Source organism: Imperialibacter sp. EC-SDR9, assembly GCF_902498805.1.
In the GTDB taxonomy this organism is placed as follows: Bacteria; Bacteroidota; Bacteroidia; order Cytophagales; family Cyclobacteriaceae; genus Imperialibacter.
Window position 1 is genome coordinate 1 of the sequence record NZ_LR701614.1, and the last position, 15,793, is coordinate 15,793.

Genomic DNA, 15,793 nt, shown 5'->3' on the forward strand with positions numbered 1-15,793 from the left:
TCTACCCCTATACAAACCCAAAATAGTTGACCAGGGGGGCTTGTTCCCCAATTGGAACCCAAATTCACCATAGAACTCTCTATGACAACTTATTTATCCTAACTTCATATCGTTTAGGACGCTATTGCCCTGGCATCTCTGTCTTCCAGGTTATCGACACAAACCTGAATCGATTGTTCATTGTTCTCACGCTGAATAACGGTGGTGTTGTCTCTGTCACGATTGATTCCTGGAGGCAAAGTGTAGGGCGACTTTCCCTCGCTGGCTTTGCTATTTTCCTCAATGCTCACTACCGAAATCGTAAAATCTGAAGAGTACTGCTCGGGAACCTCATTATAGCTTCTGTCATAAAGGCTCTCGGTGAACTTCCGCCACTGGCTTCCTACCAGCTGAAATTTGGACATTCTCAGTACGACAGGCTGCCGCCAGCCCGTCAAATACATCCTCATGTATTTGATACTTTTAAACCCTGAGATATCGCCCTGGATTCTACTAGGGTTCCGAACAGGAATCCTGAAAAGATACCAGGTGCGTTCGCCACCTTCACCCCCCACTACCCTATCAACAATATATCCTTTGCCTACTTCGAGCTGTCCCTTTTTAAGTGGGATTTTGTATTCGTAATACTCCTCCAACTCATTGATAGTGTTGTCCTTGTTCAAGTCCTCATTCTCTGGAAGGTTGCTACCTAAAGGGGTAAAGTTCTCACCACTGGCAGTCTGAATAGGCGTGTTACCATCCATGCCATTGTAGTTTTTGTAACGTTCCAGAATCTTTGCGTCACGGGCATCCTGCCCGGCACCTAAGTAGTACTGAAAATTATCACCTGAAGGGTCTTCAAGAATCTTATTTCTTGCAGTACCCGAAACTTGTAGTTGGCTTAAAAAGCGGTCGTTAAAAAAACTGGCTTCTTCGCTATTTTTAAGGCCATCAAGACCAACATCCTGGTTAGGTCTTGCGTATGCCTCGTTGTCGAAATAGTCAGTGAGATACTGTTGCTGTGTTACTTTTCCCCATTCTGTAGTCGTCACCTTGTTGACTCCGCCATCGGCAGGCAGCCCATTCTCAAACCCATGCAAACCATCTTTGATTATGTCTTCTGAGACACTACCTAAGTTGAAGATCAATTCGCCGCCGGTAGTGTTAGCCTGGTTGAACAAGCCGTCGAGCACCTTACCTCGTCCGTCATTGTCGTCGATAAATGGATCCAGCATCCAGAATTCAATATATTCGACGTTAGTCTTATCAAAGTCAACGTCTGACGTAATCGCCCTGGTAATGCCTCCCCAGTTTGATTCCGGGTTTTTAAGCAAGCCATCGGTATCCAGATCGGGGTTGTAATTGTATTGTCCTCTTTCCGAAGGGAAATAGGCGATGTCAAATATCGGCTCATTGGTGTTAACTATATTCCGACTTCTCTGAGAGTAGATTTCCTGAGGGATAATGCCGGCAACGTAGTGGTTGTCCTTGTCTTTCTCTGTAATGTTAGGGGGAGAGTTCGGCCCTCCGTTTCGATAAAAAACGTTGTCTATAACGTACCACGCAATTTTTGCTCTTTTGAAAGCGGAGCCAAGCTTGTCAGCCGTTTGGTTACTTAAGTCAAACCGGTTCCCGGGTGTTTGCGGAGTGGCCCCAAGCTTCCAGGCTTGAAAATTGCCCATGTTGTAGGGTGTTACCGCCGACTCAAAGTCGTCGATGTAAGATGTGCCCTCGCCTCCTACCTCATTCGATGTGCCTGGATTGATTTGAGCGACCTCGCCAGTGAAGGTAATTCGGGAGGGTTCCTTTGTATCTACGAAAGGGAGTGCATCGACCATTTTGGTCAGGAACCTCGACTCCTTGCTCCAGTTCAAATCGAAGCCGTACAGCGAGTTTTTTGTCGGCTCGTTGCCCACACTGTACCTTGTAATGCCTCCGGGGCGTTCGTTCAGGTGGAGCCACGTAGCGCCAAGGTTTAGATTCTCAGTGAGTTTATAATCAAAGCGTGTTCCTGTAAGCCACCTGGTTTGAAAGTTAAAAACATCGGCTTTTTCGTATGAAATATTGATCTGCTTCCCGGAGTTCAGGATCCCTTCGTTAATGATTCTTACCCTTCCCAGGTTATAGTCAACCGTGTAGTCCAGGCCTTCGGTCAACAGCGTGTTGCCAGCAGTGACGACCACAGAATTGGGTGAAATACTGATGCCCGGCAACACGATTTCATTGGATGCCCCTGCCTGAAACTTACCCAAAATGAAAAATTTGTTCTTGGACGACACCTGCTCAGCATCAGCTTTTGTTGTTCGGTAAAGGGTGTCGTAAGCATACTTCTGGATGAGGTTTTGCTCGTTGTCCTTGTCGAAGTAAGTTTTTAGGGTTTTTCCAAATGGCTCAAGCACAGGAAAGATAATGGTTCCGTTCCTCGAGTCGATGGTAACTCCTTCGATGTAGTCGAAGTTGCCGTCCCGTTGCGGATCGTTGTTGGGGTTGAGCTGGTCAAGCTTGAGAAGGTGGATAAGCGGCTGGTCTTTCGTAAGGGCCCCCTCATGCAAACTTGGGTTGTCGATGCCCGTCAAGTCATCACGATAATGGATTCTCAGCGTAAATCCCTCCCTATCGACCTGGCTGGCGTTCAGGTTGTAGATGTTTTTCATCATCAAGTCCCAGGTTGGAGTCGATGTGTTGATCTTATTCGGGCGGAGCATTTTCAATAGCAACAGCTCACTTTCCGACAAGTTCTGATAGTCTTCCATCAACTCACCTACCTTAAAGGTTCGACCGTTGTAGGTATATTCATAGGCTACTGCCAGCACTTCGTCATTTGTCAGCTTTCTTAGGAGGGAGATGTAACCAAGCTGTTTGTTCAGTACAAATTCTTTCTCATCAAGTCTTCTGGCCGAGGTAATTTTCACATAGTCAACAGAGTTCTGGAAGTTGTATCCTGACTCCAGAATACCGTCTACTTGATTGGCATCCCTTATTGAGGGGTCTTTTTTTAGAGATTCAAATAGTCCATTGGCGTCGTTACTTGCTGGGTAACCTGCACGTGGAGTACCAATCAATGGGTTGTCTTTCCTGTAGACCTTATCACTCTCACCAAGATCCTGAAAGGCCAGCAAACTCCTCAAAGTTTGGGTGTCTCCGTTTCTTTTCAGTACATAAATTTCAACCCTGGTCACATTTACTCCCGATATTACCTGAGGCAAGCTGCCAAGCCATTTTTCATAGTTGTCTCTAAAAAAATGGCCTAGAAAAAAGTGCCTGTTATCATCATAGTCTGAACCTCGTACCTCAAATTCCCGTCCTTGAAATCCACTCTCAAGGGTGATCACATCATTACGACCTTGCTGGCGGGAAACAACACTTGTTACAAACAGCTTCCCAAACTGCAACTGCGTCTTCACACCGAATAAGCTTTGCCCGCCGGAAATAAGGCTGTTGCTGATGGGCATGCTTACGTTTCCCACCTCAATCTTTTTGATGATATCCTCTTCATAACCCGTATACTCCATCTTAAGGTTATTCTGGAAATCAAAAGAGTTGTTGTTGTCAAAGTTGGCTGTGATAGCGAGCTTGTCGCCAACTTTACCGACCAGGTTAAGGCTTATCTGCTGATTAAATTCAAAGCCACCGTTTCTTTGCTGTCTGATTGGTATTTGCGGATTATCTATCCTCTGCCACCTGCCCCCAAAATCCAACGTTACGAACCCATTAGGCTGAATGTCGACATAGCTGCCACCAAAAATCCGGTCAATCAGAGGGCTGGTATACAGCTTAGGTATAAGCCTCCTGCCGCTCACAGCACTTTCGCCATCGAGACCCCTTGATCGGCTCCTCCAATACTCCCGCAGCATTTCTTCTTCCTTCCATTTGCTGAACTCCTCGAAGGTCATGGTGGTGGTTGGTCGATAATTCACATCACCTATCCTTTCATAGATGGTGTAATTCATCGACGTATCAATTTCCGCATCGAGTGTGAGGCTTGCAGGATTTTTTAGCTGGAGAGGGGAAGGACTTATTCTGTTGGAAAAAGGGTCTCCAAATCTGTCAACAGGTTCGAACGTAGGAGCCTTTGAGGGTTGGTAGGGGCCTTTGAGTGAGTCTGGTATGGTATCCTGCTTGAAGAGAAAATACTCATCGGCATCCTCCAATATAAAAAAAGAGCGCTCAGCATTAGCAAGTAAAGCGCTGAGCACAAGCGAAATACACAAGAGTACTAGAGTAGTATTTAAAAATCTCCTCCTCAAACGGTAAAATGGTAAAACCTATCTGGAATTTTTTAAGGCCAATCTGATCAACTCCTCTAAAGTAACTCCTCCTCCCTTTTCTTTGATGATCAGATCGATATTTTTCTCCGCCTGCGCTTTAGGAAATCCTAAAACCAGCAAAGCTGATAACGCTTCATTTCGCAAACTATTGCTTCGTACACCCGTGCCGGATGGAGATTTTTCAAAGACGTCCTCCTTCTTAAGTTTATCTTTCAGTTCCAGGATTATACGTTGTGCAGTTTTGGCCCCAACACCCTTCACTCTCTGGATCAAATTCACGTCCTCACTCACAATCGCCTCGTGAATTTCGGACGGAGTAAGGGAGGACAGAATCATTAAAGCCGTGCCTGGCCCCACGCCGTTGATAGAGATCAAATCCAGAAACCGTTGCTTTTCCTGCATTTCGGCGAACCCAAAGAGAATGTGGGCGTCTTCCTTCACCTGGAGATGGGTTTGTAAGATGCCGCTCTCCAGGTTCTTGATCTGGCTGAAGGTGTTCAATGAGATTCTTACTTCATAACCAATGCCGTTCACCTCCATCACAGTGTGATTCGGCTCCTTTTCGATGTACTTGCCTTTAAGGTATGTAATCATCCTATTGTTGGGCTTTTGCGCTTTGCGACTGGGCATCTATGACGGCAATAGCCACCATATTAAATATCTCTCTGATAGAGCTACCCACCTGCAATACATGGACGGCTTTGTTCATTCCTACCAGAATCGGCCCTATTGCCTCTGCTCCACCCAACTCCATCAACAGTTTATAGGCAATATTACCTGATGCCAGGTCGGGGAAAATAAGTGTGTTTGCCGAGTGCCCATTCAGAGAAGAGAATGGATACACCTCGCTGAGTAACTCTGCATTCAACGCCACATTGGCCTGAAGCTCCCCATCGATGATAAGATCCGGGTATTTTTTCTTCGCCAACTCAACTGCCTTCCTGGTTTTTTCAGGCACACCACCTCTCGAAGATCCGAAATTAGAATATGAAAGAACGGCCACCTTGGGCTCGTAGTCAAAATACTTCACAGCCCTCGCTGCCAGACCAACGATTTCAACCAATTCCTCGGCCGTAGGGTTAAGATTCACTGTGGTGTCAGCAAAGAAATAGGTGCCCTTGGCATTGCTGATAATGTACATGCCCGCCACCCGGTTAATGCCCTCCTCAACGCCCAGGATGTGAAGCGCCGGAAGAATGGTCTTCGGATAATCGTTCGTAAGGCCAGAGATAAGTGCATCCGCAGCACCGGTTTCAACCATCATAGCGCCGTAGTAATTCCGGTCGTACATCAGCTGCCTGGCATTGACCATGGTAATGCCCTTGCGCTTTCTTTTCTCAAAAAGCATGGCTGCATACTCGTGCCTTGTATCCGCTTCATGATAAGGATCAATGATTGGCGTGTCACGAAGATCAAGCTTGTTCTCGACCACCAAAGCTTCTATTCTTGCTTTGTTACCCAGCAAAATTGGGTAGCCTATTCCCTCATCAATCACCATTTGAGCAGCTTTCAATATCTTGGGATGATCGGCCTCGGCAAACACGACCCGCTTGGGAGCCCTCCTCGCCCTGGCGATCACTCTCGCCATCAAACGGTTGTCAATGCCTATGCGGCTCTGTAGCTCCACCTTATAAGCTTCCCAGTCGTCAATCTTCACTCTCGCTACGCCTGAGTCCATGGCAGCCTTCGCCACAGCCGGAGAAATCGTAGTGATGAGCCTTGGATCCAACGGTTTCGGAATCAGGTAGTCGCTGCCAAAGGTGATTGGCTTATTGCCATAAGCTTTGATGACCATTTCAGGCACGGCTTCTTTGGTGAGCTCCGCCAATGCCTTCACGGCTGCCAGTTTCATTTCCTCATTAATGGCTGTTGCCCTTACATCAAGTGCTCCCCTAAAAATATAGGGAAAGCCCAACACATTGTTGACCTGGTTCGGATGGTCGGAACGGCCCGTGGCCATCACAACATCATCCCTGGTGTCCATGGCAAGTTGGTAAGGAATCTCCGGATCGGGGTTAGCCAAAGCGAAAACAATAGGCTTATCAGCCATTTTCCTCAACATGTCTGGCGTAAATACATCGGCTGTGGAAAGACCCAAAAACATGTCAGCCCCAACAATCGCTTCATCCAAGGTGTCTATTTTCTTGTCAGTAGCGTACCTGGCTTTCATTGACTCTGGGTCGATTTTATCCTTCCTGAGCACACCCTTGCTGTCGAGCATCACTATATTTTTCTTACTCGCCCCCAGCCCAACATATAGATCTGTGCAGGCCATAGCGGCTCCACCCGCTCCGTTGACAACTATTTTTAGATCCTCAATCTTTTTACCCACCACAAGCAGCGCATTCAGCAAGGCTGCACTTGAGATAATGGCTGTGCCATGCTGATCATCGTGCATCACAGGAATTTTCATTTGTTCCCGCAGTACCCTCTCAATTTTGAAGCTTTCAGGGGCCTTTATGTCTTCAAGGTTGATGCCGCCAAAAGTCGGCTCCAGCGCCTTCACAATTTGAATAAACTTGTCAGGGTCTTCTTCGTCCACTTCAATATCAAAAACATCAATGCCCGCAAATTTCTTGAACAACACCCCTTTGCCCTCCATCACTGGCTTTGAAGCCTCCGGGCCAATATTGCCGAGTCCAAGCACAGCCGTTCCGTTGGAGATAACCCCTACGAGGTTGCCTTTGGCGGTGTACTTATACACATCCTCTTTGTTTTTCGCTATCTCTTTGCAGGGTTCTGCCACTCCTGGAGAGTAGGCCAAAGCCAGGTCAACCTGGCTGCTCATCATCTTTGTTGGACGTATTTCAATTTTTCCGGCGGGGCTGGAAGAATGGTATTCAAGGGCGTCTTCCTTGCGAATTTTAATTGCCATAAAAGTTTGGTGTCAGGTTAATGGGTAAAAAGCAAAGCTAATAGGGGCTATCTACATAAACAATTAACGACCAGCAGCAGGTGCCTCTGATTGGGCAGGTTGAAAAGACTGCAATATCGCCTGAAATTCATTGATATAGTCCCTTTTTCTATCCTTGGAAGGTGCATATACATACCCTTCGATATAATAGAGCCTATTCAGTACCTCATCCACGAACGTATAGCTGATAAAAGGTCCTCCATTGGTTGAATCGCTTGTCTTCCAGAGGCCTCTGGTCTCCACGGCGTAGCTACCTTTAAAATTGATGTCCTTGGTAATAAATGGGAGCACATCCTGATAGGTAATATAGATATCGTCTTTCTCAATGTCACGCAAATACTTTTCAGTAATTCTCGATCTTAACGCAGTAATATCTTTGAACACTTCCTGATTAGTGTAAGGCTCATAGTAAACGAAGATCGTCTTGTCCACTTCTAAATCCAGCGCCCTCAGCCAAACGAAGTTTCCCTTATCTTGCGCTAGCTCGTAACCATAAGGGATTTTGAGTTTAAAGTTATGGCGATCATAAAGCACGTCTGCCAAATCCTTCTCCTGAATCTTGAAAAGGTCGGCTTGCAGCCTTTTATTCTCTACCTCCTCAAAGTACTGCCTCAAAATGTCGCCATTTTCCCTAAGCTTGCGGATCAACGATTCATCGTCTTTTCCGAACAGGTAGAGTATTTCCTGGCCCCGGGCATAATTGTCTTTCCTCGTAAAATAGAACAGGTTCGGATCCTCGTTTATTTTCGACAGCGATTCAGCAGTGTAATAACCCTTCATGATCTTTCCTGCCCTCGTATTATTATTAAGCGTGGTGACAAAAATCATGTTCTTAGCGCTCTTTAGCACCCCATTTAGCGATTTTGGCGCTACCTGCTTTAGATCAAAAAGTGGTTCCTCTCTATTCAACCCCGGAATAATCAACTCAAAGGTTCGCCTCATCTCCGTTCCCAGAGGCCCGTTCCACTGGGCACTATCCATCACCAGAATGATTTCCGCAGCATCGCCACGAGCTACCTGTAGAAGAGAGTTGCCGTTATCTGATTTGTCCTTTGAGCCACAGGAAGACAGCAGCACAGAAAACATGAAACAAGCGAATATAAATTGAACTATTCGAGTCATGAGATATTCTATTAAAATTCGTAAGGGCCTTGCGGCCCTCTAAATTAACAATTATAAACTTTTCGTCGCTACCCTGGGCTACTCAATCAGTAGTTTTTGCCCAACATGTATTTTACTAGAACTCAAATTATTGAGCTGTTTAATTTTTTCAATAGACACGTTACCATACTTCTTTGAAATATCCCACAAGGTATCGCCCGATTGCACCATGTGGTACTTTGACCCGTCAGCACCGACCGATGCCGATATAACTGTCGATTGCGTAGGCACTTTGGCGATTGTAGAAGATGGCGTATACAGGTTGGGCTTCGATTGATAATTGGGTAGCACCCAAATATTGAGGGTTTGCCCTACCCTGATCATATTCCCTGAAATCCTGTTCCACTCCCTCAAGTCAGAAACTCTAACGTGGTAACGCTGTGCAATAGTACCCAACACGTCACCAGATTGCACACGGTACCTGACATTTTCTCTTCCATAAGTGCTGCCAGGCATATTCTGCGCCAGTTTTTCCAAGTGCTCTTTTCCAACTTTACCGGCCGAATCGAGCAGGAAGTCCATGTTTTCATAGACAAAATCCATTTTATCGGATGGGACTCTCAACGGATAGTTGCTGACCGTCTCTGGAATAACTCCCCTGATCAAATGTGGATTCAGTTTAAGAATATCATCGGTGCACAAACCTGTGAGGTTAGCAAAAGTTTCAATGTGCAAATACTGGTTGATCATGACAGTGTCATAAGCCATCATGTATTCCTTTTCATCCGGATACAGGTTATGAAACTCATTGAAGTTCATTGTGTAGAGAATGGCGACGAACTGAGGCACATACGAACGTGTTTCTCTTGGCAGATAGCGGTACACCTCCCAAAACGTCTTCTTGTAGCCCGATCTTCTGATGGCCTTTCTTACGTTTCCGGGACCCGAATTGTAGGCAGCAAGTGCCAAATCCCAATCCCCAAACATCCCATACAACTGCTTCAAGTACTTACAAGCCGCCTCTGTGGCTTTCTCTGGATCCATTCGTTCGTCGATGTACCAGTCCTGGTGCAGTTTGTAAAAACGCCCCGTAGCTGGCATAAATTGCCACAAGCCACCAGCACCCACCCTGGAAATGGCGTTGGTTCGCAGTCCAGATTCTACTATAGAAAGGTATTTAAGCTCTTCTGGCAGGTCGTATTCCTTCAGGTATTTCTCAAAAATGGGGAAATATACTTCCGCCCTTTGCTGCACCGATCTGATGTAATCACGGTTGCGAACAGTGAAATAATCGATGAACGAAAAAACTCTTTCATTCAACTGAATTGGCACTCCTGAATTTAGACCAGCAAGCCTTTCTTCCACCATTTCGTAGGTGAAGTCAGGAGAATAGTCGTAGGGAAGAATAGTTCTTGTGTCGACCACATCCAGAGACAGTGTATCTGCCTCAACTACTCCAAATTCGACATCCCCCTGCCGGGCGAAGCCCAACAGACTGATAGAAAGTGCACAAACAATGGTCAATAGCTTTTTCATACAAATTTTTTTATCCCTTTTTCCTGGCATTAAGAATGTGCCGGGAAAACGCCAAAAGCTTTTCTTCTTGAAAAGCGTCAGCGATCAGTTGCAAGCCAATGGGCATTCCCTCATTGTCTTCACCATACGGAATTGAAATAGCCGGCACTCCAGCTACCGATGCCTGCACAGTGAAGAGGTCGGCGAGGTACATTTCCAAAGGATTTTTGGTATGCTCACCCAATTTGAATGCAACAGTCGGGGATGTAGGTAAAATAATAAAATCGTACTCCTTAAGTATATCTCTAGTTGCTTGTTGAATCAATTTTCGTGCCTTCAACGCTTTGGTATAAAAGGCATCGTAATAACTGGCGCTTAGTACAAAGGTACCTAATAAAATTCTTCGCTGTACTTCTTTGCCAAAAGCCTCTGACCTCGACTTCTTGTACATCGTTTCGAGGTTCACATGCGATTTGCTCCGATAGCCATATTTTACGCCGTCGTACCTGGAAAGGTTGGAGCTTGCCTCGGCCGTGGTAAGGATGTAATAAGTAGGTAACACATAGTCGAGATAATTGAATTCGACAGGCTCAACTGTGTGACCATCGTTCTTCAGCCAGGTGATAGCGTCCTCCACGGCACCTTTTACCGGTGCACTTATTTCCGGCGAAGCCAGTGGCTCTTTTAAATAGGCTATTTTGTATTTTTTGTTGTTGGAAAGCAGCGTGGAATAGGGCAATACCGGTTCATGTGAGACTGTACTGTCATAGTCATCATGACCAGCCATTATTTCCAGCGTAAGTGCTGTATCTTCAATGGTATGGGCAAAAGTACCTATGGTATCAAAAGAACTGGCATATGCCAAAAGTCCATACCTGGAAATTCTGGAATAGGTGGGCTTGTAGCCGACAATGCCACAAAACGACGCAGGCTGCCTAACCGAGCCCCCTGTATCGGTGCCAAGGGAAAGCAGACACATGTCGGACTGCACAGAAACAGCCGAACCTCCCGAAGAACCTCCAGGCACCCGCTTTTCGCCGGCAGCATTCACAACCGGGCCATATGCGGAGTTTTCCGAGGAAGAACCCATAGCAAACTCATCACAGTTGGTTCTGCCGATGACAATGGCATCTTCATCGAGCAACCGCTGCACAGCCGTGCCGGTAAACTGCGAAACAAACCCTTCAAGGATACGGCTACCTGCCTGGAGCCTATGCCCCTTATAACAAAGCACGTCCTTGAGGCTGATAACCATACCTGCCAGGCGCCCCTGCCTTCCGGCACGGATTTTTTCATCAACGACATCTGCTTTGGCTATTGCTTCTTCAGCAAAAACTTCAAGAAAGACGTTGAGGTGACTTTTTTCGTTGATTACCTGCAAGTACTGCTCTACCAGCTGCTTGCAGGTGATGTTTCCAGATGCTATCGCCTTCTGAATTTCGGCTAGCGATCTATATGTTTTCAAGACTTAGGCTTATCTTCCTTTACTTCCTTTACTCCTTCTTGAATCTCATCTTTGATCTCCTTTGTCGCATCTTTAAATTCACGAATTCCCTTTCCAAGGCCTCTCGCAAGTTCAGGAATCTTCTTAGCTCCGAAGAAAATCAGGACGATGAACACTATAACTATCAACTCCCAGCCACCAGGCATCCCAAAGGCAAAAATTGTGTTCATAATATTATTTTTTAGTGTATTGTAATAACGTAAAGTTAAAGAGAATAATTTGGGATCAAGGGTTCATACTGGAAATATTTAAAGAACCCCATCCCTCATTTCTTGGTCATGAGCCATTTTTCGGGGTCTAGCTTCTGGTTGTTCTTCCAAACCTGAAATTGTATCTCGGAGATCCCATCGGTATCGGTGAACACCTCCCCGACTATGTCACCAATTTTTACTTCTTGTCCTTTTTTGACGTTTACTTTTTTCAGCCGGGCATACAAGGTATAGTAATCTCCGTGCTTGATGATCACCACACTGTTCATTCCAGGAACAAAAGCCACGGTAGCTACAGTTCCATCAAAAACCGATTTTACGATTTCGTCCTGGCCGGTTTGGATGTCAATACCCTGGTTATCAACCTCTACACCTTTAAGTACCGGGTGTGGATGTCTCCCAAATCTGGAAGAAACAAAACCAGAAGACACCGGCCAAGGTAATTTCGTCTTGCTACCCTCAAAGTTTGAGGAAATCAGCGGCGAAGTAACCGGACTTTTGGCTACCCGCTCCTTTTCCAGCTCCGCTTTGATGAGTTCCGCAATAAGGTTATCCAGTTTGTCGATGGCCTGTTTCCTCTGCGCCAACTCGTTTTTTAGCTGCTTTTCCCGGCTGCTCAAATCTTTGATAACCGAACTTTGCTTGGTCTTCAAAGACAACAAGTTTTTGTTTTCTGCAACCTGACTTGCAAGCAGTTTCTGTTGTTCGGTGCGTTTGGCTTCAAACTCGTTCTTCTGCCCATTCAAGGCCTCTGTTACCTTTTTGATCTGAACCGCTTGCGTTTTTCGAGCTTCAGCGTATTGAGAGAGATAGCTTAGCCTACGCAAAAACTGGCTGAAAGTCTGCGCTGAAAAGAGGAACGTTAGGCGGTCGAAACCATGCCTCGACTTCGAGGCGGCGTAAATCATGGAGGCATATTCTTGCTTGAGTGCCTTCAGGTCGCCATCCAACGATTTCACAACCTGACTCAGTTCATCTATGTCGGTGCCCAGCAAGTCGACCTCCTCACTGATGGATTTGATCAGCATTTCCCTGGCTTCAATTTGCCTTGAAATAGCACTCAATTGGCCTAAAGTGCTCTTTTTCTGGGTTTCTGTTTCCTGTAGAATGGAGTGAGCTTCTTCAATTCGCCGAAGGTTTTCCTGCTTCTCTTTTTCTAACTGGCTCTTCGATTTTTGGGAAAAAGAGACCTGCACTGAGAAAATCAGCGCCAGGAGCAACAGGATTGACAAGCGACTACTTCCGCTCATACTTTTGGGGAATATTAAACGGAAACTTCATTTTTTTGCCGTCTTCAACCTCAGCTTTGTTGTGCTCAATTTCTATTTGCGTATTGAAAGCCTCGGCTGTACCTGGCTTATTATACACCAGTGAAATCAACGATTGGAACGGAAAAATATGAAATTCATCAACTACTTGAAAATCAGAGTAAGTAATATTCAGCGTATTGGTGGTTGGCAGGTCCACAATTGACAGCTTCTCCAGCTTGGAGGTTTTGGTGGAAATGTAGTTATTAAACGTAACCTCTCCTTCCTTTTGCTCTACCATCGCATAGTCGGTTTCTCTTACCACTCTTTCATTTTCTTTGATATTCCTAGGTGGGTTACCCAAAAAAATTGCTTCAAGAAGTTGGTAGTCGATATTAAAATTATATTTCTCGCTCAGCGAAGCATAAGTATAAACAAAATAAACTTTGTTAAGCCGATCGACGACCACAAGTGAATCTTTGGTGATAATGCCCCGGGCAGCTTCTATCCCCAGTGCCGGAGTAAGTGAAAACCAAATAATGCTGTCCTTTCTTATCCTGATATTAGCGCTGGCGTTAATTTTATTGTCACCCTCCGTGTAGTTGATCTTAGTTTTCGTGGAGAAGTAGTCAAAGTTTATTTCTTGAACATCCAGCTTGTTCCTCTCCAAAAAATCGAAGTAGGCCAGCTTTTTATTGCAGGAAACGAAAAGGATCAGGGCAATTAAACCTGCTTGGGGCAGCAGTCTATTCTTCATATAGTTTCCTGTCGGCAATTTTCTTATCAATTAGTTTCGTGGTGTCCTTCATTGATTTTGCTTTTTTCCATTGCTCCACTGCGTCATCAATCTTACCCAATCGAAAAAGTACATCACCATAGTGTTCAACGATTGTGCCACTAACATTTTCAGCGTCAGCCAGGGCCTTTTCAAGGTAAAATTTCGACTCCTTGTAGTCACCTCTCACATACAGTACCCAGGCATGAGTGTCAAGATAAGTCCCATTATCGGGATTCTTCTCTACCAAACGCTTCGACAGCTCAAGAGCCCTGTCCAATTTTTCCTTTCTCAAAGAGAGATAGTAGCTGTAGTTATTGAGGACATAGTCGTTGTCAGAATTGATTTTCAATGCTTCTTCATAGGCTGCGTCAGACTTGGGATAGTCTTCCAAACCATTGTAAGCATCACCAAGCTGCCCGATGATAAAGCCTGAAAGGTCAGGATCGGATGTCGCCAACTTTTTTCCTGCTTCAAGGTTATTAGCAGCCTTTCTATAATCCTTTTTTACAAGATAAGCTGTGCCTCCAAAATAATAAAGCAGTGCCTGATTGGGGAAAATTTCGATAGCCTGCTCAGCATGCTGGGCGGCGCCCTGATAGTCCTCCAGTTCCATTTCAATGGAAATCACATTTTGCCAAAGGTTGTAATTGTTGTTGTCGAGCTCCAGTGCTTTCACATAAAAGCTTCTGGCTTTCTCCTTATTTCCCAGCCTGAACTCCAGGTCACCGGAAATGGCCTGAGCATCCACATTGTCGGGGTGGGCCTCAATCAAATCTACAGCGAGCTCCTTAGCGGCAGTTTCAAGTTCGGGGTTGGGAAGCTGAGCGATGTAACCGGCCAGTAGCTGCACCTTTGCATTTACATTAAGCGACGGATTAGAAAAAGCGTTGTGAAGCGATTCCATGGCCTTCTCAGTTTGCCCGTTCTTTCTATAAATTTCAGATAACCGAACACTGGCCTGCGCATTGGACGGGTTGTCTCTCAGCACTGCTTCCAGGTAAGGGATTGCCTCTTTCTCCTTTTGATTCGAGATAAGCACCTCAGCAAGTGTGAGCTTGTAGTCCGACTCGTCGGGGTAGGTATCAATCAGCTTTTGACCTTCTGCGATGGCCAAATCTATCTTTCCCTGTTGAATAAAAATTTGCTGCTTTTGATAAGTGATCTCTTCTAATACGCCGAAGAAATCTTCCGCCCTGTTATACACATCGAGGGCCTTGTCAAGCTTGTCCTGATAGATATACAATGCCGCCAAATCGAAAAGATACGACTCGTTGTTTGGTAGCGTGCTTATCATTCTTTCATAGAGGCTGGCTGCCTCCTGAAAGTTGGACATGTTGGTGTAAATCTCGGCAGTTAGCAGGAAGTAGTATTTGTTATCACTGTCGAGCTTTATCGCTTCATTGGCATGGGTAAGTGCTTTTTCGAAGTCACCAGACTCAGCCAGAATTTGCGCCATCTTGTAGTGAACACCCGAGCTTTTCGGGTCAATGTCGTTGGAGAGACTGAACAGCTCATACGCTTTGGCATAGTCCTCCAGCATAAAAAACTTCTCCCCCTCTACGAAGTAATACTCAGCCTGAAACCTGTCGTTTTCAGAAATCTCATTGGGCACACCGTCTCTGGACTTTTTCTTTTTTCCCTGGGCCTGCAAATCAAAGGAAAGCGCTACCAAAAGAAGCGCAAGGGCTCCTGTGGCTATAACTCTTTTAACGATGTGATCTGCATTTACCATATTCTTTCTTTCAAAACGGACGCCGGGAATCTGTAATACGTCTAAACTTGACCTTTGGGTATCTCAATCTTTATATTTTTCGCAGGCATCTATTAGTTTTTACCCGTACTTCCGTATCCACCCTCGCCCCTTTTTGTCTCAGTTAAGGCTTCGCCTTCTACCCACTCTATTTTTTCGTGCTTTGCTATGACCATTTGAGCCACACGGTCGCCATGCTCAATCGTGACTTCCTGGTTGGACAAATTTACCAAAAGCACCTTTAACTCCCCCCTGTAATCTGCATCGATGGTGCCAGGCGAGTTGAGAACGGTAATTCCCTGCTTAAATGCCATGCCACTTCGGGGACGAATCTGCGCCTCAAACCCAGGTGGCAACTCTATATAAAGGCCAGTGGCCACCAATTTTCGTTCCAAAGGAGCAAGTCTGATGCCCTCTTCTAAAACAGCCCTCAAGTCAAGCCCTGCCGATAACTTGGTCTGATATTCAGGAAGTGAAAACGGCGATTTGTTAACTATTTTTACCTTCATAAGTAAAACAAGGCTGCAA

At 45.6% G+C, this 15,793-nt stretch carries 11 protein-coding genes; all 11 read right to left on the reverse strand.

Going from position 1 to position 15,793, the window contains the following annotated elements:
- Positions 1-113 precede the first annotated feature (113 nt).
- Positions 114-4,190 (reverse strand): cell surface protein SprA, encoded by a 4,077-nt coding sequence (gene sprA / locus GC130_RS24485; RefSeq protein ID WP_226940600.1) that lies wholly within the window; start codon positions 4,188-4,190, stop codon positions 114-116.
- A 54-nt stretch (positions 4,191-4,244) separates the two neighbouring features.
- The gene (ruvA, locus tag GC130_RS24490; protein ID WP_152001009.1) at positions 4,245-4,841 is read right to left on the reverse strand and encodes a Holliday junction branch migration protein RuvA; all 597 of its coding nucleotides are present in this window, start codon (positions 4,839-4,841) and stop codon (positions 4,245-4,247) included.
- A gap of 1 nt (position 4,842) precedes the next feature.
- Positions 4,843-7,122, reverse strand: a complete 2,280-nt coding sequence (locus GC130_RS24495) for an NADP-dependent malic enzyme (protein ID WP_152001010.1) — start codon at positions 7,120-7,122, stop codon at positions 4,843-4,845.
- 63 nt (positions 7,123-7,185) lie between these two features.
- Positions 7,186-8,283: a DUF4837 family protein gene (locus tag GC130_RS24500; protein ID WP_152001011.1), complete on the reverse strand. Its 1,098-nt coding sequence runs from the start codon at positions 8,281-8,283 to the stop codon at positions 7,186-7,188.
- 78 nt (positions 8,284-8,361) lie between these two features.
- Positions 8,362-9,798, reverse strand: coding sequence for a lytic transglycosylase domain-containing protein (locus GC130_RS24505; protein WP_193217991.1), 1,437 nt, complete (start codon positions 9,796-9,798; stop codon positions 8,362-8,364).
- A 10-nt stretch (positions 9,799-9,808) separates the two neighbouring features.
- A complete protein-coding gene (gene gatA / locus GC130_RS24510; RefSeq protein ID WP_152001013.1) occupies positions 9,809-11,242 on the reverse strand; it encodes an Asp-tRNA(Asn)/Glu-tRNA(Gln) amidotransferase subunit GatA in 1,434 nt (477 codons plus the stop codon).
- Positions 11,239-11,451, reverse strand: coding sequence for a twin-arginine translocase TatA/TatE family subunit (locus GC130_RS24515; protein ID WP_152001014.1), 213 nt, complete (start codon positions 11,449-11,451; stop codon positions 11,239-11,241). Before GC130_RS24515 ends, gatA begins: the two co-directional genes overlap by 4 nt.
- 95 nt (positions 11,452-11,546) lie before the next feature.
- Positions 11,547-12,740 (reverse strand): murein hydrolase activator EnvC, encoded by a 1,194-nt coding sequence (locus GC130_RS24520; protein ID WP_152001015.1) that lies wholly within the window; start codon positions 12,738-12,740, stop codon positions 11,547-11,549.
- Positions 12,727-13,494: a DUF4292 domain-containing protein gene (locus GC130_RS24525; RefSeq protein ID WP_152001016.1), complete on the reverse strand. Its 768-nt coding sequence runs from the start codon at positions 13,492-13,494 to the stop codon at positions 12,727-12,729. Before GC130_RS24525 ends, GC130_RS24520 begins: the two co-directional genes overlap by 14 nt.
- On the reverse strand, positions 13,484-15,247 hold the full coding sequence (locus tag GC130_RS24530) for a tetratricopeptide repeat protein (RefSeq protein WP_152001017.1): 1,764 nt from the start codon (positions 15,245-15,247) through the stop codon (positions 13,484-13,486). Before GC130_RS24530 ends, GC130_RS24525 begins: the two co-directional genes overlap by 11 nt.
- A gap of 92 nt (positions 15,248-15,339) precedes the next feature.
- Entirely contained in the window at positions 15,340-15,774 is a 435-nt protein-coding gene (dut, locus tag GC130_RS24535) for a dUTP diphosphatase (protein ID WP_152001018.1), read from the reverse strand.
- Between the last annotated feature and the right edge of the window lie 19 nt (positions 15,775-15,793).

What these genes read in the sequence shown, in the direction of transcription:
- GC130_RS24520 (WP_152001015.1), bottom strand. Translation starts at nt 12,740, where the DNA reads ATGAGCGGAAGTAGTCGCTTGTCAATCCTGTTGCTCCTGGCGCTGATT.
- ruvA (WP_152001009.1), bottom strand. Translation starts at nt 4,841, where the DNA reads ATGATTACATACCTTAAAGGCAAGTACATCGAAAAGGAGCCGAATCAC.
- GC130_RS24530 (WP_152001017.1), bottom strand. Translation starts at nt 15,247, where the DNA reads ATGGTAAATGCAGATCACATCGTTAAAAGAGTTATAGCCACAGGAGCC.
- GC130_RS24525 (WP_152001016.1), bottom strand. Translation starts at nt 13,494, where the DNA reads ATGAAGAATAGACTGCTGCCCCAAGCAGGTTTAATTGCCCTGATCCTT.
- GC130_RS24515 (WP_152001014.1), bottom strand. Translation starts at nt 11,451, where the DNA reads ATGAACACAATTTTTGCCTTTGGGATGCCTGGTGGCTGGGAGTTGATA.
- GC130_RS24505 (WP_193217991.1), bottom strand. Translation starts at nt 9,798, where the DNA reads ATGAAAAAGCTATTGACCATTGTTTGTGCACTTTCTATCAGTCTGTTG.
- GC130_RS24495 (WP_152001010.1), bottom strand. Translation starts at nt 7,122, where the DNA reads ATGGCAATTAAAATTCGCAAGGAAGACGCCCTTGAATACCATTCTTCC.
- GC130_RS24500 (WP_152001011.1), bottom strand. Translation starts at nt 8,283, where the DNA reads ATGACTCGAATAGTTCAATTTATATTCGCTTGTTTCATGTTTTCTGTG.
- dut (WP_152001018.1), bottom strand. Translation starts at nt 15,774, where the DNA reads ATGAAGGTAAAAATAGTTAACAAATCGCCGTTTTCACTTCCTGAATAT.